This window comes from Saccharopolyspora halophila (genome assembly GCF_039531955.1).
Lineage (GTDB): Bacteria > Actinomycetota > Actinomycetes > Mycobacteriales > Pseudonocardiaceae > Saccharopolyspora > Saccharopolyspora halophila.
Map to the genome: position 1 here is coordinate 190,702 of NZ_BAAARA010000021.1, position 18,941 is coordinate 209,642.

The following is an 18,941-nucleotide window of genomic DNA, read 5'->3' on the forward strand; positions in this document are numbered from 1 at the left end:
TCGGGGTTCTAGGTTCGGGTGGGTTCTGCGGTGCGGAGGAAGGAGTCGGGATGGATCTCGGCGGGAAGCGTGCCCTGGTCACGGCGGGAGCGCGAGGGATCGGCCGGGCCATCGCGGAGCGGTTCCGGGAGATGGGCGCGAGGGTTCTGGTGACCGACGTCGACCCGGCGGCCGTGGCCGAGGCCGAAGGGGCCGGGTTGCTCGCGCGGGTGTCCGACGCCTCCGACGAGGGCCAGGTGCGCGAACTCGTCGGCGAGGTCGACGCGGAGCTCGGCGGGCTGGACGTCCTGGTGAACAACGCCGGGATCGCCGGGCCGACCGGACCGGTCGAGGAGATCGACGGCGCCGAGTGGGCCAGGACCTTCGAGGTCAACGCGCACAGCCAGTTCTACTGCGTCAAGCACGCGCTGAGCCTGCTGCGCGCCGGCTCGGAACCCTCGATCATCAACCTGTCCTCGGCAGCGGGCCGGCTCGGCATGGCCGGGCGCAGCGCCTACTCGTCGTCGAAGTGGGCGGTCGTCGGGTTCACCAAGACGCTCGCGATCGAACTCGGCCCGGAGGGCATCCGGGCCAACGCGATCTGCCCCGGCGCGGTGGACGGGCCCCGCATCCGCGCGGTCATCGAGGCCAAGGCGCGAATGCTGCAACGCCCGGTGGAGGAGGTCACCGCGCTCTACGAGGACCAGTCCTCGCTGCGGCGCATGGTCGAACCCGGCGACATCGCGGACATGGCGGCGTTCCTCGCCGGTCCGATGTCGCGCAACGTCAACGGCCAGGTGATGGCCGTCGACGGCAACACCGAGAAGCTCTACTAGGAGGTTCGAACGTGGCTCGCAAGGTCATCATCACCTGCGCCGTCACCGGCGCCATCCACACGCCGTCGATGTCCGAGCACCTCCCGGTCTCCCCGGAGGAGATCACCGAGGCCGCGCTGGGAGCCGCCGAGGCCGGAGCCGCGGTGGTGCACCTGCACGCCCGGGACCCGCGGGACGGCAGGCCGTCGCAGAACCCGGACCACTTCGCGCCGATCCTCTCCGGGCTCAAGGGCCGCACGGACGCGATCATCAACATCACCACTGGCGGGTCACCGCACATGAGCGTGCGCGAGCGCATGAAGCCCGCAGAGGTGTTCCAGCCGGAGCTGGCCTCGTTGAACATGGGCTCGATGAACTTCGGGCTCTACCCGATGCTGGACCGCTTCCAGGAGTTCGAGCACGACTGGGAGCGCGAGGCCCTGGTCAACAGCCGCGACCTGGTCTTCAAGAACACCTTCGCCGACATCGAGACGATCCTGGGAATCGGCGCGCAGAACGACACCCGGTTCGAGTTCGAGTGCTACGACATCGCGCACCTGAACAACCTCGCGCACTTCCGCGACCGGGGGCTGGTGCACGGCCCGATGTTCGTGCAGTCGGTCTTCGGCCTGCTCGGCGGCATCGGAGCCGACCCCGAAGACCTCATGCACATGCGTCGCACGGCCAACCGGCTGCTCGGCCACGACTACGAGTGGTCCATCCTCGGAGCCGGGCGCAACCAGATCCCGCTGGCCACCATCGGAGCGGCCCAGGGCTCGCACGTGCGGGTGGGGCTGGAGGACTCGCTCTGGATCGGACCGGGCGAGCTGGCCAAGACCAACGCCGACCAGGTCACCCGGATCCGCACCGTGCTCGAGGCCCTCAACCTCGAGATCGCCACGCCCGCCGAGGCCCGCGAGGTCCTCCGGCTCAAGGGCGGCGACCGGGTCGGCTTCTGAGGAGATGCTTCAGTTCGTGGTTTCGTGGGGAACCTCGGACGCCGCCGGGTTGCGGGATCCGCGAGTCGAGCAGCGGCCTGCGCGGCGCCGCGGCTGTCCTCGCCCGGAGGTGTCCGAGAACCCGCGGCGCGGGCTGAGTCGCCCACCGCACCCGGCTAAGCCGCATATCGGGGCCTTCCCAAACGGATGCATCTCCCAACGCGACGTGCCACCGGGTGACGGCGCCCCGCGGCGACCGTCACCCGGTCTCGCTCAGAGCGACTGGACCGTGTCGGTGTACATCCGGGCCACGGCGTCGCCGTGGTTCTCCGCGACGGCCTTTCGCTTGATCTTGAGGCTCGGCGTGACCTCGTTGTTCTCCACAGTGAGGTCGCGGCCGAGGATGGTGAACCGCTTGATGGTCTCGTGGCGGTCCAGGCCTCGGTTGAGCACGTCGATCGCCTCGCCGATCAGCTCGGTCACCTTGGGGTGCGCGGTCAGCTCCTCGTAGGTCAGCTCACCGAGCTCGTTCTCCCGCGCCCACGGGACGATGGCCTCCTCGTCCAGGGTGATCAGCGCCGTGCAGTAGGGCCGCTGGTCGCCGAAGACCACCACGTTGCCCACGTACGGGGTCAGCGCCTTGAGCTTGCCCTCCACCGACTGCGGGGCGACGTACTTGCCCCCGGAGGTCTTGATCAGGTCCTTCTTGCGGTCGGTGATGCGCAGGAAGTCGCCGTCGAGCTCACCGATGTCGCCGGTGTGCAACCAGCCCTCGTCGTCGATCGTCTCGGCCGTCTCCTCCGGCAGGTTGTGATACCCCCGCATGACGCCACCGCCGCGAAGCAGGACTTCTCCGTCGGAGGCGATCCGGACCTCGGTGCCGGGGAACGGTTTTCCGACCGTTCCGAGCCGGTAGTCGTCGTGCCGGTTGACGAAGCTGGCCGCGCTGGTCTCGGTGAGCCCGTAGCCCTCGACGATGAGAATGCCCGCGGCGTGGAAGAACTCGGCGATGTCCGGGGCGAGCGCGGCGCTGCCGGAGATGAAGTAGCGGAGCCTGCCGCCGAACTTCTCGCGCAGCTGCCGGAAGACCAGCTTGTCGGCGATCGCGTACTGCACCTTCAGCGCGATGCCGGGCCGCTTGCCCGCTCGCTGCAGGCGAGACGCCTGGAGGCCGACGTCGCAGGCCCAGCGGAAGATCCGGTACTTCGCCGCGCCGCCTTCCTTGGCCTGCAGGACGACCTTGTTGTAGACCTTCTCGAAGATCCGCGGCGCCCCGGCGACGAACGTCGGGCGCACGGCCGCCAGGTTCTCCACGATCTTCTCGACGCGCCCGTCGACCGCGGTCGGGAAGCCCTCCCGCAGCTGCCCGACCTGCAGCACCTTGCCGAACACGTGGGACAGCGGTAGCCACAGGTACTGCACGTCGTCGATGGTGAGCTCGCCGACCTGGTGGATCGCCTCGGCCTCGTACAGCCAGTTGGCGTGCACCAGGCGGACGCCCTTGGGGTTTCCGGTGGTACCGGAGGTGTAGATCAGGGTGGCCAGCTGTTCGGGTTCGACCCGATCGATGATCCGCTCGAACAGCTCCGCTTCGGATGCGGCCAGCCTGCGACCGCGTTCCTCGAGCTCGTCCAGGGTGATGACCCAGTTGCCGTCGGAGGTTCCGTCGAAGGTGACGACCTTGCGCAGGTTCGGGAGCTGGTCGCGCATCGAGCGCAGCTTCTCGACCTGCTCGTCGTTCTCGGCGAAGACCACGGTCGAATCGGAGTCGGCGACGATGTAGGCGCAGCCCTCGGCCGTGGTGGTCGGATAGATCGTGGTCGTGGCCCCGCCAGCGCACAGGATGCCCAGGTCGGCGAGGATCCAGTCGACCCTGGTGCTCGCGAGTATTCCGCACGGCTGCTCGGCCTCCACGCCGAGCGAGTGCAGGCCGAGCGCGATCGCTCGTGCCCGTTCCCACACCTGGCCCCAGGTCAGCGTGTGCCATTGGCCGTCGACGGGGAAGCGAAATGCCTCGCCGGCTTCCGATTGCCGGACGCGATACCGGAGGAGGTCGGGGATCGAGCGGAATTCGGAACTGATTTCGGCACCCATGGCGGGAAGTTAACCGAGCCGGTGTGCAGGTGCAACGGCGACGAGACGATTTCCGGTCCGGAGTTGAAAACGTAATCTGCCCGTTCGGGCCAACGCTTTCATCCAGTGGGAGCCGGTGGGTGGCCGGGGCACCTCCCTGCGGCGCCGTCCTGGCCCGTGACCAGCGCGCGCAAGGATCGAGCGCGAGCTGGAGCGGCTTCGGGCGAGTGGCTGAATCCGGCCTCAGCGGTTTCGGCGGAACGGGTGGATTTCTGGCGCTTCATCGACGGTGGGCCGACCCGCACCGCGACCGGCGAGCTCGCCAAGCAGGCGATGCCGTCCACCGCTTCGATCGAGGACCGACTACGAGCAATGGCCGGGTCCGAGATGAGACCGTCCGCGGGGGCGAATCCCGCGAGATCGCGGGCGACCGCCCGAAACCGCTCGAACCGGTGTTCCACGACCGGATCCTGATCGAGGACGTCGGCATGGCGGCGCCGATCTCGAATCCGAACGAATCCGCCGCACCCGGCCATCTGCGGCGGTGTGCTCACCTGCGGCTGGGCGTCGCGCGGCGGCCGACCGATCCGAGCACGTCACTGGCCGGCTCGCGGAAGCGGTGAACTGCGGCTCGGTGCTGCGGATTCCGCTGATCAACCAGACCGCCGGCACCCCCGATCTGCAGGACCCGGCCGCGTGGTCGCACGAGCGGCGTCCGGTCACCTGGTGTCACGGCTGGCGATCGGCGTGTAGCGGGGGCGGTGATCGACTCGGTGCGCCGGTTTCTAGACTTGGCGCGGTCAGTAGCCGGGGTGTGAGGGAGCAGCTTTGCAGACGGAGCGCGTGAACATCGCGGAGTCGGCGTGGATCGCCTCCACGGCCAGGGTGGGCGAGCCGTTCCGGCCAGGCCGCGAGTGGGACCGCCTCGACCGGCTGGCCGCGGTCGGTGAGCGCTGCGAGGTCGCGCACTTCAGCCTCATCGGGGAGGAATCGCGGCTCGGCGACGACAGCACCCTCGACGCCTACTGCTGGATCGAGGACGGCGCGACCGTGGGCGAGCGCGTCGTGCTCACCCACCGCGCCTCGGTCGGCGCCAACGCCGTCATCGGCGACGATTGCGCGATCAGCGCGGCCACGATCGCCGCGCGCAGCAAGATCGGTTCGAACTGCCAGGTCTACGGCGACCTGGTGCACCGGCGACTGGAGCCGGGCGTGCCGCTGGCGCAGGACGCCGCGCCGGTGCTCGAGGACCACGTGTTCGTCGGCTGGGGCGCGAAGGTCATCGGCGGGGTCACCGTCGGCCGCGGCAGCTACGTCTGCGCCGGTGCGACCGTGACCAAGGACGTCGCTCCCGGCGTGATCGTCACCGGTATCAACGAATTCCGGGAGCCGGCCGCCTGGCGGGGCGCCCTGGCGAAGTCCGATTTCTTCGGTGCGGCCGATGCGCCCGAGGTCGTGGCGGAGCCCGCGGCCGCGCGCGGGCCCGAGCAGGCGGGCGGACTCGATCAGACGGGCGAGACCGGTGCTCATCAATCCGCGCCCGCGCCCGAGGAGACCGGGCTCGTCGAGATGCCCAAGACTTCGGCGGCCGCCGCGCGAGCCCGGGAGCGCAGCCGGCTCGGGGACTGATTATCCGGCGACTGTCGGTGCGCATGACTACCGTCCCAGGTGAGAGCAACCAAGGGGGTACGTCATGCCAGAACTGAGCCAGGCACAACCCGAAGGCACGCCGACCTGGATCGATCTCGCGATCCCGGACCTGGACCGGGCGATCGACTTCTACGGGACCGTCTTCGGCTGGGAGTTCGCCAGGGGGTCCGCCGAGGTGGGCTACTACACGATGTGCCTGCTGCGCGGCAAGCCGGTCGCGGCGCTGATGCAGAACGTCGAACCCGATCCGGTGGACTACTGGTGGAATCTGTTCTTCGCCGTCGACGACTGCGAGGCCACCGCGAACACGGCCAAGTCCGCCGGCGGCGAGGTGCTGCAGGACACCATGCAGGTGATGGAGCACGGCCGGATGGCCGTGTTCAAGGACCCGACCGGCGGCCACTTCGCGCTCTGGGAAGCGGGCGAGCACATCGGCGCCGAGATCGTCAACGAGCCGAACGCCATGCTGCGCAACGACCTGGTGACGGCGCAGCCGGGGCGGGCGCGCGAGTTCTACGCGGAGGTCTTCGGCTTCACCCTGGACGGCGATTCGCAGCTCGAGGGCGCCGATTTCACCTTCCTGCGGCGTCCGGACGGTCACGAGATCGGCGGAATCCTCGGCGATCCGTCGGCGCAGAAGTCGGAGTGGGGCGTGCTGTTCATGGTCGACGACGCCGACGCGACCGTCGCCCGCATCCGCGAGGCGGGTGGCAGTGCCGACGACGCCTTCGACATGGCCTACGGCCGGTTGGCCAACGCGCGCGATCCGTTCGGCGCGCGATTCAGCGTGGGATCCGGCCCGGCCTCCGGGTGATCGAGATCCCCGCCGCGGGGGACTGTTCGGGACCGGCCTGCCGGGTTAGCCTGGCGCCGCTGGTGGTTCACCGGGACGCACGAGACGCGGCCCGGTGAGGCAAGAGGGAACCTGGTGCGAGTCCAGGACTGCCCCGCAGCGGTGAGCGGGAACGAAAGCCGTCATGAGCACTGGACACCACGTCCGGGAAGCGACGGCCGGTAGGAGAACCGGCGATGGCCGGACGAGCCCGCGAGTCCGAAGACCTGCCACCGGTACGCACACCGCCGGTGTGCGTGGTCCGAGGTCTCGCGGGAGGACCTGGCGGACGTTCCAGCGGCCTGCGTCGCTGGTCCGCGCCCTCGCGATGCCTCGGCTGACGTCTAGCTCGCGAGGAGAGAGCGTTGACCTTCATCGGATCCACCGTGCTCGGATTTCCCCGGATCGGCCCCGACCGGGAGCTCAAACGAGCCCTGGAGAGCTACTGGGCAGGCCGAAGCGCGGAAGCGGACCTGCGCGAGGTGGCCCGGCGGTTGCGCGCGGACACCTGGCGCGATCTCGCCGCCGCCGGGCTCGACTCGGTCCCCGGCAACACGTTTTCCTACTACGACCAGGTGCTCGACACCGCGGTCACCTTCGGCGCCGTCCCGTCCCGGCACGCCGAGCTGGGGCTGAGCCCGATGGACACCTACTTCGCCATGGCCCGCGGGACGGCCTCCGCGCCGCCGCTGGAGATGACGAAGTGGTTCGACACCAACTACCACTACCTCGTCCCCGAGATCGGCCCGGAGACGCGGTTCGCGCTGTCCGACCGGACCGCTGTCGAGGACTTCCGGGAGGCCCGCAAGCTCGGCGTGGAAACCCGGCCGGTGCTGATCGGACCGCTGACGTTCCTGCTGCTGGCCAAGCCCGCCGATGGAGCGCCGGACGATTTCCGGCCGATCGACAAGCTCCCGGAGCTGCTCGACGCCTACGAGGAGCTGCTGGCCGAGCTGCGCAAGGCCGGTGCCGAGTGGGTCCAGCTCGACGAGCCCGCGCTGGCGGCCGACCGCGCGCCCGCCGAGCTGGAGGCGCTGCGCAACACCTACCGCAGGCTCGGTGATCGTTCCGACCGCCCGAAAATGCTGGTCGCGGGCTACTTCGGCGATCTCGGTGACGCGCTGCCGATCTTGGCGGCGGCGCAGATCGAGGCCGTCGGCGTCGACCTCGTCGCCGGAGCCTCGGCGATCGACCGGCTGCCTGCGCTGAGCGGATTGCGGGACAAGACGCTCGTCGCGGGACTCGTGGACGGCCGCAACGTCTGGCGCACCGACCTGGACCGGGCGTTGACCACCGCGGCCACCCTGCTCGGACTGGCCGGCGACGTCGCCGTGTCGACCTCGTGCTCGCTGCTGCACGTGCCCTACGACGTGGACGCCGAGAACGACCTGGACCCGCAGGTCAGGCAGTGGCTGGCGTTCGCGCGCCAGAAGGTCGGCGAGGTCGTGGCGCTCGGCCGGGCGCTGCGCGTGGGTCGCGAGAGCGTGCGCGGGGAACTGGAGAACGCTCGCGCGGCGGTGGCCTCCCGGGCGAGCGCGAACCGGGACCAGCGCGTGCGGGCGCGCGTGGACTCGCTGCGTCCCGAGCACTCCCGTCGCGGCGACTACCGGGAGCGGGCTGAGGCGCAGCAGAAGTCGTTGCGGCTGCCGCCGCTGCCGACCACCACGATCGGTTCGTTCCCGCAGACCACCGACGTGCGCAAGGCCCGCGCAGCGCACCGCGCGGGCCGCATCGGCCTGGCCGAGTACCAGCGGCGGATGCGCGACGAGATCGAACGGGTGGTGCGGCTGCAGGAGAAGCTGGGGCTGGACGTGCTGGTGCACGGCGAACCCGAGCGCAACGACATGGTCCAGTACTTCGCCGAGCAGCTGGCCGGTTTCGCCACCACCGAGCACGGCTGGGTGCAGTCCTACGGTTCGCGCTGCGTGCGCCCGCCGATCCTGTTCGGCGACGTGCACCGGCCGGAGTCGATGACCGTCGAGTGGGCCCGGTGCGCGCAGCGGCTGACCGACAAGCCGGTCAAGGGCATGTTGACCGGTCCGGTGACGATGCTGTCCTGGTCGTTCGTCCGCGACGACCAGCCCGAGGCCGACACCGCTCGGCAGGTCGCGCTGGCCATCCGCGACGAGGTCCGCGACCTGGAGGCGGCAGGCATCCGCGTGGTGCAGGTCGACGAGCCGGCGCTGCGCGAGCTGCTGCCGCTGCGCGCGGCGGACCGGCCTGCGTACCTGGAGTGGGCGGTGGAGTCGTTCCGCCTGGCCACCTCCGGGATCTCCGACGGCACGCAGATCCACACCCACCTGTGCTACTCGGAGTTCGGTGATGTCATCGACGCGATCGTGGCTCTCGACGCGGACGTGACCAGCATCGAGGCGGCCCGCTCGCGGATGGAGGTGCTCGACGACCTCAACGCGGTCGGCTACGCGCGCGGCGTCGGCCCGGGTGTTTACGACATCCACTCGCCGCGCGTGCCCCAGCCGGACGAGGTGGCCGACCTGCTGCGCGCCGCCTTGGCGGCGGTTCCCGCGGAACGGCTGTGGGTCAACCCGGATTGCGGGCTCAAGACCCGCGACTACCCGGAGACCGAAGCGGCGCTGAGCAACCTCGTCGCCGCCACGCAGCGGCTGCGCGACGGGCTCTGAGAAGACCGCGGAGCTGTCCCGCAGGGCGCGCTGCGGGACAGCTCCGCGCGAGCCGCGCTCAGTCCCACGTCAGCGCGGCTCCGGTCTGGTACTCGGTGACCCGGGTTTCGAAGAAGTTCTTCTCCTTCTTCAGATCCATCGCCTCGGACATCCACGGGAACGGGTTCTCGGTGGGCTCGAAGACCGGCTCCAGGCCGAGCTGGGTGCAGCGGCGGTTGGTGATGAACCGCATGTACTGCTCGCACAGCTCGGCATTGAGCCCGAGCATCCCGCGCGGCAACGTGTCCCGCCCGTAGGCGGTCTCCAGTTCGCAGGCTTCGCGCAGCATGGTGCGGGCCTCCTGCTGGAACTCCGGGCTCCACAGGTGCGGGTTCTCCAGCTTGATCTGGTTGACGCAGTCGATGCCGAAGTTCAGGTGGATCGACTCGTCGCGCAGGATGTACTGGTACTGCTCGGCGATGCCGACCATCTTGTTGCGCCTGCCGAGCGAGAGGATCTGCGCGAAACCGGTGTAGAACCACATCCCCTCGAAGATCACGTAGAAGGCGATGAGGTCGCGCAGGAACGCCTGGTCGGCTTCCGGGGTTCCGGTGGCGAAGTCCGGATCCTCCAGGTTCTGCGTGTAGCGCAGCGCCCACGCGTCCTTGTCCGCGATCGACGGGATCTCCCGGTAGGCGTTGAACAGCTCGCCCTCGTCGAGCCCGAGACTCTCGCAGATGTACTGGAAGGTGTGCGTGTGCACCGCTTCCTCGAACGCCTGCCGCAGCAGGTACTGCCTGCACTCCGGGTTGGTGAGGTGGCGGTAGACGGCGAGCACGATGTTGTTGGCCACCAGCGATTCCGCGGTGGCGAAGAATCCCAGGTTGCGCTTGAGCATGGTGCGCTCGTCGTCGGTGAGGCCGTCGCGGGACTTCCACAGCGCGATGTCGGCCTGCATGGACACCTCGGTGGGCATCCAGTGGTTGTTGCAGCCGTTGAGGTACTTGTCCCAGGCCCACCCGTACTTCAGCGGCAGCAGCTGGTTGACGTCGGCGCGGGAGTTGATCATCGCCTTGTCGGCGACGTCGACGCGACCGGCCCCGCGGTCGATCTCGCCGAGTCCGGTCGTGGCGTTCGGCGGGTTGGTCTCCGCAGTCACTGGCAGGCTTCGCAATCGGTGTCGTCGACGGAACAGGAGGCGGCGGGCACGGCGTTGAGCTTGCCGTCGGTGCCGCGCAGCGTGCTCTTCTCCACGTGCGTGGCGCTGGAGGAGCGCAGGTAGTAGGTGGTCTTGAGGCCCTTGCGCCAGGCCAGCCGGTAGAGCTCGTCGAGCTTGCGGCCGCTGGGCGTGGCCAGGTACAGGTTCAGCGACTGGGCCTGGTCGATCCACTTCTGCCTGCGCGCGGCGGCCTCGACCAGCCATTGCGGTTCGATCTCGAAAGCCGTGGCGTAGCGGGTCTTCAACTCGTCGGGCACCCGGTCGATGGGGCCGAGGGAACCGTCGAAGAACTTCAGCTCGGCGACCATCGCCTCGTCCCAGAGCCCGGCGCGCTTGAGGTCCTCGACCAGGTACGGGTTCACCACGGTGAAATCGCCGGACATGTTCGACTTCACGTACAGGTTGCGGTACAGCGGTTCGATGGATTGGCCGACGCCGCAGATGTTGGCGATGGTCGCGGTCGGGGCGATCGCCATCACGTTCGAGTTGCGCATCCCGTTGGCGCGCAACGATTCTCGCAGCGGATCCCAGTCCAACGCGGTCGATCGGTCGAACTCGTCACCGCCCCGCGAACGACCGAGCAGGTCCAGCGAGTCGATGGGCAGCACGCCCCGGCTCCACAGCGACCCCTCGAAGGACTCGTAGCTCCCCCGCTCCTCGGCGAGCGCGGACGACGCCGAGATCGCGTGGTAGGAGATCTCCTCCATGCTGCGGTCGGCGAACTCCACCGCCTGCGGCGAGGCCATCGCGATGCCCTGGCGCAGCAGCGCATCGGAGAAGCCCATCAAGCCGAGACCCACCGGGCGGTGCCGCAGGTTGGAATCGCGGGCCTCGTCGATGGTGTAGAGGTTGATGTCGATGACGTTGTCGAGCATGCGCACCGCGGTGCGCGTGGTGGCGGCCAGGCGCTCGCGATCCAGGCCGTCGGGGGTGACGTGCCGGGCGAGGTTGATCGAGCCCAGGTTGCACACCGCGACCTCGTCGGCGCTGGTGTTGAGCGTGATCTCGGTGCACAGGTTCGACGAGTGCACCACGCCCGCGTGCTGCTGCGGGGAACGCAGGTTGCACGGGTCCTTGAAGGTGATCCACGGGTGCCCGGTCTCGAAGAGCAGGGTCAGCATCCGCCGCCACAGGTCCACGGCCCGCACCTGCTTGTGCACGCGGATCTCGCCGCGCTCGGCGGCTGCCTCGTACTCGCGGTAGCGCTCGGCGAACGCGCTGCCGTACAGATCGTGCAGGTCAGGCGTCTCGTCGGGGGAGAACAGGGTCCACTGCTCGTCGGCCTCGACTCGGCGCACGAACTCGTCGGGAACCCAGTTGGCGGTGTTCATGTCGTGCGTGCGACGCCGGTCGTCACCGGTGTTCTTGCGCAGGTCGAGGAACTCCTCGACGTCGATGTGCCAGGTCTCCAGGTACGCGCACACGGCCCCCTTGCGCTTGCCGCCCTGGTTGACCGCCACCGCGGTGTCGTTGGCGATCTTGAGGAACGGCACGACGCCCTGCGATTCGCCGTTGGTGCCGCGGATGTGCGCACCGATTCCCCGCACGGGGGTCCAGTCGTTGCCCAGGCCGCCGGAGTACTTGGCCAGCAGCGCGTTGTTCTGGTAGGAGCGGAAGATCGCTCCGAGATCATCGTCCACAGTGGTCAGGAAGCACGAGGACAGCTGGGAGCGAGTGGTTCCCGCGTTGAACAGCGTCGGGGTCGAGCACATGAAGTCGAACGACGAGAGCAGCCGGTAGAACTCGATGGCGCGACCCTCGCGGTCGTCCTCGCGCAGCGCGAGCCCCATCGCGACTCGCAGGAAGAACGCCTGCGGCAGTTCGTAGCGGATGCCGTCGTGGTGCAGCAGGTACCGGTCGTAGAGCGTCTGCAGGCCCAGGAAGTCGAACGCCAGATCGCGGTCGGGTTCGATCTCCGCACCGATCCTGGTGAGGTCGAAAGCGGCCAGTTCGGGGTCCAGCTGCCCCAGCTCGACCCCGCGACGCACGTAATCGGCGAAGTACTCCGCATAGCGCGTGCGCATCTGATCCTGATCGGCTTCCTGCTGCCTGCCCGCCAGCGAGGTCAGCGCCTCGCCGCGCAGGTTGTCCAGCAGAAGCCGTGCGGTGACCTGCGAGTAGTTCGGCTCGGTCTCGACCAGCGTGCGCGCCGACAACGTCAGCGCCTCGGCGAGCTCCGCACGAGCGATGCCGTCGTAGATGTTGCGGCGCACCTCGGCCAGCACGGATTCGGGGCGCACGTCCGCGAGGCCTGCGCAGGCCTGCTCGACCACTGTGGACACCCGATGCCAGTCCAGCGGGGCGAACTCGCCGCCGGGGTATCGGACGGTGATCGGGGGAGCGGTTGGTGTTGCGGTGGGCGACTCGGTCACCGGGACTCTCTCCTCGCGAGCTCGGAAGGCACGCCCGGAACCGGCGGCGAGCACGCGAGCACGACGGCGCGATCCGCCGTCGTGCGTCCGCGCGGACCCTCCCGCGAGGTCCCGGACTGGCGCGCACCTCTCGTGCGCGCGCCGGTGGCAGGTCTTCGGACTCACGGGCGGCCGGCCGAATGGCCGGTCCTACTGGCCGTCGCTTCCCAGGCGCATCGCGCCCAGTGCCGTTGACGGCGGTCGTTCCCGTTCACCGCTGCGGGGCAGTCCCGGAATCGCACCGGGTTCCCTGTTGCCACACCGAGCCCGTTCGGCCCGGTGAACCACCAGCACGCATCACTCTACATGTTGGGGGTAGAGATGCCCCGGATGCCTATATGCGCGTGTCGCGATGCGGCATTGGTGAGTTCCCGAGTGCCGGGCGGGGGCGGAGATGGCGGCCCCGCATCGTCGTCAAGGCGGCGCGTTTCGACGCATGCCGTGTTGGATGCTCGGGTGAATCGACGCTCCAGGGCGAAGAGGAGCCCACCGCCCGCGCCGCTCTTGCGGGCTGTGCTCTTGCAGCTACTCGTTACAACGACCGTCCCCGTCGCCGTCGATGTCATTTGGGGCCGCAGAATGACCGGCCGTGGTGTCGGATGTACCGGCTCGTCGCGGGAGGTCGGCATCCCGAGGTGGAGCCGGATGAAGCCAGCGCGTGGTGGTCTTTCGGACCGCTGAGCGCCGAACACGACGCGTGCTCGGCGGGATGGGTGCGCGTTCAGCTCCGGGCGCTCTGGTGGAGCTGTGCGGTTCGCTCCTCGGCGGCGCGGTCGTGGCCGACGAACGGGGCGATGGCGCAGTAGAGCAGGTCGGGGAGCAGTTCGGGGAGCTGCCGGGCCTCGCCGCGGCGCACGCGGTTGTACAGCACCTCGAGGACCGCGCCCACCACGACTTCGGCCGTGAAGTTCGGGCCGGGCGCGGATTCCGGCAGATCTTTGGTCTGCTCGGTCATCAGGTCGGTCAGGCGGCCGAGGATCTCGCTGCGCCGCTCCAGCGCCTTGGGGCCTGCGGCGAAGACCTCGACGATGCCGAGCACGGCCGCGTCGGGGTCCGCCGCGAGTTCGCGCAGCGTGCACTCGAGGGCGGCGCGAGCGCTGGCCACCAGATCGTCCTGGGCGGAGTAGGCCTTCTGCGCGGCCGAGGTGACCCGCTCGGCCACTTCGTCGTAGGCGGCGAGGAAGGCCGCTTCCCTGTTGGCGAAGTGCTGGTAGAAGGTCTTCCGCGAAACGCCGGCGCGGCCGATGAAGTCCTCGACGGTGGCCTTGGCGTAACCGGACTCGCCGACGCAGGAGACGACCGCGGCGAGTATTCGTCCCCGCTGGTCGCCCGCGACCTCGTCCGCCGGGATCCCGTGCCTGCCCGGCGGCAACTTCCGCGGCTCCCGCGGAACCCTGGCGCTCACCTGCCTGCTACCTCGCTCGTCATCGAAGGGCAAGTCCTTTCGACGAGGCTACCGGCCCGCTACCGTGCCCGCGTGCACCTTCCGGAAAGCGAACGCGATCACTCGATTTCGGATTCCTCGACCTCGTTTCGCTCGGCGATCGAGGAGTGGTATCGAGCCTGCAGCCGGGCGTGTTCGGAGAATCGCGATTGCGCGGATCGGTACGCGGCCGTCGTCGAGGCGCTAATCACCTGGCTGGCCGAGAATCCGGCAGCGGCGCGGATCTACTTCGGCGGCGGGGAGAACTGCGCCCATCCCGAGTTGGAAAGCCTTGCCTTGGCCGCCAGGCAGCGGATGACCAGCACCATCACCGAGCTCATCGTGGTCTGCGGCGAGCCGGAACATCGCACCAAGATCGAATTCGTGGTCGGCGCCGTGCGCGAGATCATTCGCGAGGAGCTACGCAGGGAAACCGTCGACCACACTCGTTTGGCCCATAAGCTCACTCGCTTGACCCCGCTTTTGTCCGCAGCCGCTCGCGCACGGCACGCATAGCCGGCTCGAGGCTTCGTTGCGCTTTGGAAACATACGTGTTTCTATAACTTTCACCCGGCGCGGCCTCGAATCGGCGACGAACACCGAAACCATTCCGCGGCAGGCGCGAATTGCGCTGCCGCCGGGCGAGGCGTGCCTCGACGACAGGAGGACGGGATGAACACCGGTCGATACAGGACCCTCGGCGCGGCGATGATCGCGGCGTTTGCCCTCGCGGGCGGCTCGGTCGCGCAGGCCGCGACGACCCAGGCCGTGCAGTGGAATCCGCAGGACACCGTGGAGCCGGTCGCGTTGGCGAGCGGATCGGAACTGGTCATGCGCTCGAACAGCGGCACCGAGGTCAGATGCGGCACCGTCGACGGAAACGTCCTCGCGCCCACCGGTGGTGACCCGGCGGTCGCGGGCACGGTGGACTCCGCGGGCAACCCGGCACCGCCGACCATCACCAACTGCACCAACACGCTGATGCCCTCGGCCACCACCACGGTCACCGCGTCCGGTCAGTGGCTGGCGGCGGCGACCGGCACCACCAGCGTGGACATCAGCCAGGCCAGCGCGACCGTCGACATCGGCGGGGTCTGCGAGATCACGGTGGACAACGTCGCGGTGCCCGGCAACGGCTGGGACAACGGGACGCATCAGCTGACCGCCAACTCGAACGAGTCGTTCCCGATCAGCGAGAGCGGTTTCTGCGATGGCGGCACCAGCGCGACGCTCAGCGGCACGCTGCAACTGCCCAGCGAGGTGACCATCTCCTGATCCGGCGTCCAGTGGCCCGGTCGCTTCCCGGAAGCGACCGGGCCACTCCTTTTTGGGGCCGCGAAGGCGTCGACTTGCGCCGCTTGACGTGCAGCCGGAAGGCTGCCTATATTTAGGCAGCCGGATGGTTGCATATTGGAGTTGTCGCGTGGACGAGGTGTTCAAGGCGCTGGCTGATCCGAACCGGAGGCGGTTGCTCGACAGCCTGAACGCCCGGAACGGGCAGACCCTGCGCGAGTTGTGCCAGGAGCTGGACATGGCCAGGCAATCGGTCAGCAAGCACCTCGCGGTGCTGGAGGCGGCGAACCTGGTGACCACGCGGTGGCGGGGCAGGGAGAAGCTGCACCACCTCAACGCCGTGCCGATCAACGCCATCGCCGACCGCTGGATCAGTCGATACGACCGCGCGCGGGCGGGAGCGCTCGCCGACCTCAAGACGGCATTGGAGCAGCAGCCGATGAGCGAGGAATTCGTCTACACGACCTACATCAAGACCACCCCGGAGCGCCTCTGGCAGGCGTTGACCGACCCGGCCTTCACCGAGCGGTACTGGGGCGTGACCTTCGAGACCGACTGGGCGGTGGGCTCGGAGATGAGCTGGAAGATGTTCGGGCTGACCGTCGCCGACCCGAAGCAGGTCGTGCTGGAGGCCGATCCGCCCCGCAGGCTCTCCTACACCTGGCACCTGATGACCGCCGAGTTCGGCGAGGCCGCGGGGTTGCCCGCCGAGACGATGGCCAAGGCGGCCGAGGAACCGCTGTCCAAGGTCACCTACGAGATCGAACAGCTCGGGGAACTGGTCAAGCTCACCGTGGTCCACGACGGCTTCGAACCGGGCAGCGCCGTGCGCGCGTCCGTCAGCGAGGGCTGGCCCGCCCTGCTCGCCAGCCTCAAGACCCTGCTCGAGACCGGCGAGGCGCTCCCGGAACCCGAGTGAGGTCCGGGCTCGAGGCCGGGTTTCTCCTGCGAGGGCTGGACGTTCGCACTACGCGCTTCCGCGCGAGGGACCCGGCGGCGCGGGAGCGCGGCCGGGCCGTGCGAACGTGCGGCGCCGCGGGGTCCTTCGGGCCCGGGAACATCGGCCACGAAGGACCCGCGGCACCTATGCGGCGGTCGCGGCGCAGGTCCGACACCGATCGCGACCGCTGAGACCGGCCTTGCGGGGGCGAGCCTCAGTCACCCCGGTGCAGGTAGCCGGTCGCTTCGGCGCAGGTCTCGATCACGGTGTAGTCGGGCGTTTCCCAGCGCATAGTTTCCTCCAAGCGAAACCATCGGGCGAATGGATCGGTTCGCCGAGCTGTCGGAAGCGGTGTTCGGCCGTGCTGATCGCACAACCGCTCCACCGAATCCCATCGGCGGGAAACGAATCCCGAATTCGCCGCGTCCAGTTTGGCCCTCGCCGGGATCGGTGGCAAGGCCGCGGGGACGACCGAACTCCGATTCCGCACGAGCGGTGCGGCACCGAGGACCGGTGGGGGCCGGTCGTCAGCGCCGCGCGGTGTACGGCGGATGGCTGAAACAAGGTCATCGCGGTCTGGCCCGATCATCCGTCGTTCCACCGGGCGCCGTGGGCGCTGCACAGGCACTATGGGTTGTGAAGGGTACGGTGGGCGGCCTTCGATACGCGCTGCTTATCGCTGCATAAACAGTCCTGCATTGAAGTATCGCTCCGCTGGCGCGACCGTAGAGCCAATCTACGACGGAGTGGAGTACGCGGATGACGAATGCGGAACGCGTGCGCGGCGTGGTCCAAGCACATCGCGGTGAACGAGGCGCATTGCTACCCATCCTGCATCAATTGCAGGAGGAGTTCGGCTGGATCGATCCACAGGTCGTTCCGGTGCTCGCCGAGGAACTCAACATCTCGCGGGCCGATGTGCACGGTGTCGTCAGCTTCTACACCGATTTCCGCTCCGAACCCGCAGGAACCACCACGGTGCGCCTGTGCCGGGCCGAGGCCTGCCAGTCGGTCGGCGCCGAACAGGTCGTCGCCGACGCCGAGCAGGTCTTCGGCGTCAAGTGCGGGCAAACGACCCCGGATCGTTCGGTGACGCTCGACCAGGTGTTCTGCCTGGGGAACTGCGCGTTGGGACCGTCGGCGCAGATCAACGGCAAGATGTACGGCCGGGTGGACCGCAGCCGGCTCGTCGAGATCCTCGCGGAGCGTCGCGCATGATCACCATTTACGTTCCCCAGGACTCCTCGGCGGTCTCGGTCGGGGCCGACGAGGTCGCCGCCGCCATCGAGGCCGAGGCCGGCGAGCGGATCCGGTTGGTGCGCAACGGCACTCGCGGAATGCTGTGGCTCGAACCGCTGGTCGAGGTCGAGACCGAGCGGGGACGGATCGGCTACGGCCCGGTGACTCCCGGGGCGGTCCCCGAGCTGGTGGCCGCCGGGATGCTCGAGGGGGCCGATCACGAGCTGCGCCAGGGGCCGGTGGAGGAGCTGCCGTGGATGCGCGATCAGCAGCGGTTGTGCTTCGCGCGCGTCGGCGTCATCGACCCGGTGGACCCGGCGGACTACGAGAACCACGGCGGTCTCAGCGGGTTGCGCAAGGCGCTCGAGATGACGCCTGCCGCGGTGGTCGAGGAGGTCACCTCCTCGGGGCTGCGCGGGCGTGGCGGAGCCGGGTTCCCAGCGGGCATCAAGTGGAACACGGTGCTGCAGACCGAGGGACCGACGAAGTTCGTGTGCTGCAACGCCGATGAGGGGGATTCCGGCACCTTCGCCGACCGGATGCTGATGGAGGGCGATCCGTTCTGCCTGATCGAGGGCATGCTCATCGCCGCCCACGCGGTCCAGGCCACCGAGGGCTACATCTACGTCCGCTCCGAGTACCCGGACGCGGTGCGCACCTTGCGCCGCGCGATCGACGCCGCTTATAGCGCCGGTTGGCTCGGCGAGCGGGTCCTGGGCACTGAGCTGAAGTTCGACCTCCACGTGCGGGTCGGTGCGGGCGCCTACATCTGCGGTGAGGAGACCTCCATGCTGGAGAGCTTGGAGGGCAACCGCGGGATGGTCCGCCCGAAGCCGCCGATCCCGGCGATCAACGGACTGTTCGGCAAGCCGACCGCGGTCAACAACGTGCTCACGCTGGCCAGCGTTCCGACGATCCTCGCCGACGGGGCCCAGTCCTACGCCGAGCTCGGGGTGGGACGTTCGCTGGGCACGCAGGTGTTCCAGCTGGCGGGCAACATCGCGCGCGGCGGTGCGTTCGAGACCGCGTTCGGCTTGAGCATCGACGAGCTGGTCAACGGCTACGGCGGCGGCACGCGATCCGGCCGCCCGGTGCGCGCGGTGCAGATCGGCGGTCCGCTGGGCTCGTACGTGCCACCCGAGAAGTTCGGCCTGCCGATGGACTACGAGGCGCTCGCCGAGGCCGAGGCGATGGTCGGGCACGGGGGCATCGTCGTCTTCGACGACACCGCCGACATGGCCGCGATGGCTCGCTTCGCCTTCGAGTTCTGCGCCGAGGAGTCCTGCGGCAAGTGCACTCCGTGCCGGGTCGGCGCCGTTCGCGGCGTGGAGACCATCGACAAGATCACCGGTGGTCAGGACCGCGACGGCAATCTCGGCGTGCTCAACGATCTGTGCGAACTGATGACCGACGGCTCGCTGTGCGCGATGGGCGGCCTCACTCCCAACCCGGTGCGAAGTGCGCTCGCGCACTTCCCCGAGGACTTCCAGAAGGAGGCGAAGTAGACG

General features: G+C 69.0%; 15 protein-coding genes and 2 riboswitches. Of the genes, 11 read left to right on the forward strand and 4 right to left on the reverse strand.

What is annotated here, in order from left to right; translation table 11 throughout:
* Window positions 1-50 precede the first annotated feature (50 nt).
* Together ABD289_RS21820 and kce are read left to right on the forward strand one after the other, a co-directional pair.
* The gene (locus ABD289_RS21820; RefSeq protein WP_344136109.1) at window positions 51-815 is read left to right on the forward strand and encodes an SDR family oxidoreductase; all 765 of its coding nucleotides are present in this window, start codon (window positions 51-53) and stop codon (window positions 813-815) included.
* 11 nt (window positions 816-826) lie between these two features.
* Complete coding sequence (gene kce, locus ABD289_RS21825; RefSeq protein ID WP_344136112.1) at window positions 827-1,753, forward strand: 3,5-dioxohexanoate:acetyl-CoA acetone transferase; 927 nt, start codon at window positions 827-829, stop codon at window positions 1,751-1,753.
* A 252-nt stretch (window positions 1,754-2,005) separates the two neighbouring features.
* On the opposite strand, the gene ABD289_RS21830 is transcribed toward kce, so the two are convergent.
* Window positions 2,006-3,826, reverse strand: a complete 1,821-nt coding sequence (locus ABD289_RS21830) for an AMP-dependent synthetase/ligase (RefSeq protein WP_344136115.1) — start codon at window positions 3,824-3,826, stop codon at window positions 2,006-2,008.
* Window positions 3,827-3,849: 23 nt separating this feature from the next.
* On the opposite strand from ABD289_RS21830, the gene ABD289_RS21835 reads away from it, so the two are divergent.
* The 4 genes from ABD289_RS21835 (at window position 3,850) to metE (ending at window position 8,929) form a co-directional block, all read left to right on the forward strand.
* On the forward strand, window positions 3,850-4,428 hold the full coding sequence (locus ABD289_RS21835) for a hypothetical protein (RefSeq protein WP_344136118.1): 579 nt from the start codon (window positions 3,850-3,852) through the stop codon (window positions 4,426-4,428).
* Between the two features lie 205 nt (window positions 4,429-4,633).
* Window positions 4,634-5,434: an acyltransferase gene (locus ABD289_RS21840; protein ID WP_344136121.1), complete on the forward strand. Its 801-nt coding sequence runs from the start codon at window positions 4,634-4,636 to the stop codon at window positions 5,432-5,434.
* Window positions 5,435-5,498: 64 nt separating this feature from the next.
* A complete protein-coding gene (locus ABD289_RS21845) occupies window positions 5,499-6,269 on the forward strand; it encodes a VOC family protein (protein ID WP_344136124.1) in 771 nt (256 codons plus the stop codon).
* A 45-nt stretch (window positions 6,270-6,314) separates the two neighbouring features.
* Window positions 6,315-6,536: riboswitch (cobalamin riboswitch) on the forward strand.
* A 116-nt stretch (window positions 6,537-6,652) separates the two neighbouring features.
* Window positions 6,653-8,929, forward strand: coding sequence for a 5-methyltetrahydropteroyltriglutamate--homocysteine S-methyltransferase (metE, locus tag ABD289_RS21850; protein ID WP_344136127.1), 2,277 nt, complete (start codon window positions 6,653-6,655; stop codon window positions 8,927-8,929).
* A gap of 58 nt (window positions 8,930-8,987) precedes the next feature.
* Here metE and ABD289_RS21855 read toward each other — a convergent pair whose 3' ends face one another.
* From ABD289_RS21855 to ABD289_RS21865, 3 genes are all read right to left on the reverse strand, one after another.
* On the reverse strand, window positions 8,988-10,067 hold the full coding sequence (locus tag ABD289_RS21855) for a ribonucleotide-diphosphate reductase subunit beta (protein ID WP_344136130.1): 1,080 nt from the start codon (window positions 10,065-10,067) through the stop codon (window positions 8,988-8,990).
* Entirely contained in the window at window positions 10,064-12,499 is a 2,436-nt protein-coding gene (locus ABD289_RS21860; protein WP_344136134.1) for a ribonucleoside-diphosphate reductase subunit alpha, read from the reverse strand. The genes ABD289_RS21855 and ABD289_RS21860 overlap by 4 nt, the downstream gene beginning before the upstream one ends.
* Window positions 12,500-12,628: 129 nt before the next feature.
* A riboswitch (cobalamin riboswitch) is annotated at window positions 12,629-12,842 on the reverse strand.
* Window positions 12,843-13,259: 417 nt separating this feature from the next.
* The gene (locus tag ABD289_RS21865; RefSeq protein WP_344136137.1) at window positions 13,260-13,943 is read right to left on the reverse strand and encodes a TetR/AcrR family transcriptional regulator; all 684 of its coding nucleotides are present in this window, start codon (window positions 13,941-13,943) and stop codon (window positions 13,260-13,262) included.
* 72 nt (window positions 13,944-14,015) lie between these two features.
* Here ABD289_RS21865 and ABD289_RS21870 point away from each other — a divergent pair, with 72 nt between their 5' ends.
* The 5 genes from ABD289_RS21870 to ABD289_RS21890 all read left to right on the forward strand — a co-directional run bounded on the left by ABD289_RS21870 (window position 14,016) and on the right by ABD289_RS21890 (window position 18,938).
* Entirely contained in the window at window positions 14,016-14,477 is a 462-nt protein-coding gene (locus ABD289_RS21870; protein WP_344136140.1) for a hypothetical protein, read from the forward strand.
* 156 nt (window positions 14,478-14,633) lie between these two features.
* Window positions 14,634-15,236, forward strand: a complete 603-nt coding sequence (locus ABD289_RS21875) for a hypothetical protein (RefSeq protein ID WP_344136143.1) — start codon at window positions 14,634-14,636, stop codon at window positions 15,234-15,236.
* Between the two features lie 148 nt (window positions 15,237-15,384).
* A complete protein-coding gene (locus ABD289_RS21880) occupies window positions 15,385-16,173 on the forward strand; it encodes an ArsR/SmtB family transcription factor (protein ID WP_344136146.1) in 789 nt (262 codons plus the stop codon).
* Window positions 16,174-16,953: 780 nt separating this feature from the next.
* Window positions 16,954-17,412 (forward strand): NADH-quinone oxidoreductase subunit NuoE family protein, encoded by a 459-nt coding sequence (locus tag ABD289_RS21885; RefSeq protein WP_344136149.1) that lies wholly within the window; start codon window positions 16,954-16,956, stop codon window positions 17,410-17,412.
* Window positions 17,409-18,938: a formate dehydrogenase beta subunit gene (locus ABD289_RS21890; protein ID WP_344136152.1), complete on the forward strand. Its 1,530-nt coding sequence runs from the start codon at window positions 17,409-17,411 to the stop codon at window positions 18,936-18,938. The genes ABD289_RS21885 and ABD289_RS21890 overlap by 4 nt, the downstream gene beginning before the upstream one ends.
* The last annotated feature ends 3 nt before the right edge of the window (window positions 18,939-18,941 follow it).

Coding starts and splice junctions, on each gene's coding strand:
- ABD289_RS21875 (WP_344136143.1), top strand. CDS start 14,634: ATGAACACCGGTCGATACAGGACCCTCGGCGCGGCGATGATCGCGGCG.
- ABD289_RS21820 (WP_344136109.1), top strand. CDS start 51: ATGGATCTCGGCGGGAAGCGTGCCCTGGTCACGGCGGGAGCGCGAGGG.
- ABD289_RS21885 (WP_344136149.1), top strand. CDS start 16,954: ATGACGAATGCGGAACGCGTGCGCGGCGTGGTCCAAGCACATCGCGGT.
- ABD289_RS21830 (WP_344136115.1), bottom strand. CDS start 3,826: ATGGGTGCCGAAATCAGTTCCGAATTCCGCTCGATCCCCGACCTCCTC.
- ABD289_RS21845 (WP_344136124.1), top strand. CDS start 5,499: ATGCCAGAACTGAGCCAGGCACAACCCGAAGGCACGCCGACCTGGATC.
- ABD289_RS21890 (WP_344136152.1), top strand. CDS start 17,409: ATGATCACCATTTACGTTCCCCAGGACTCCTCGGCGGTCTCGGTCGGG.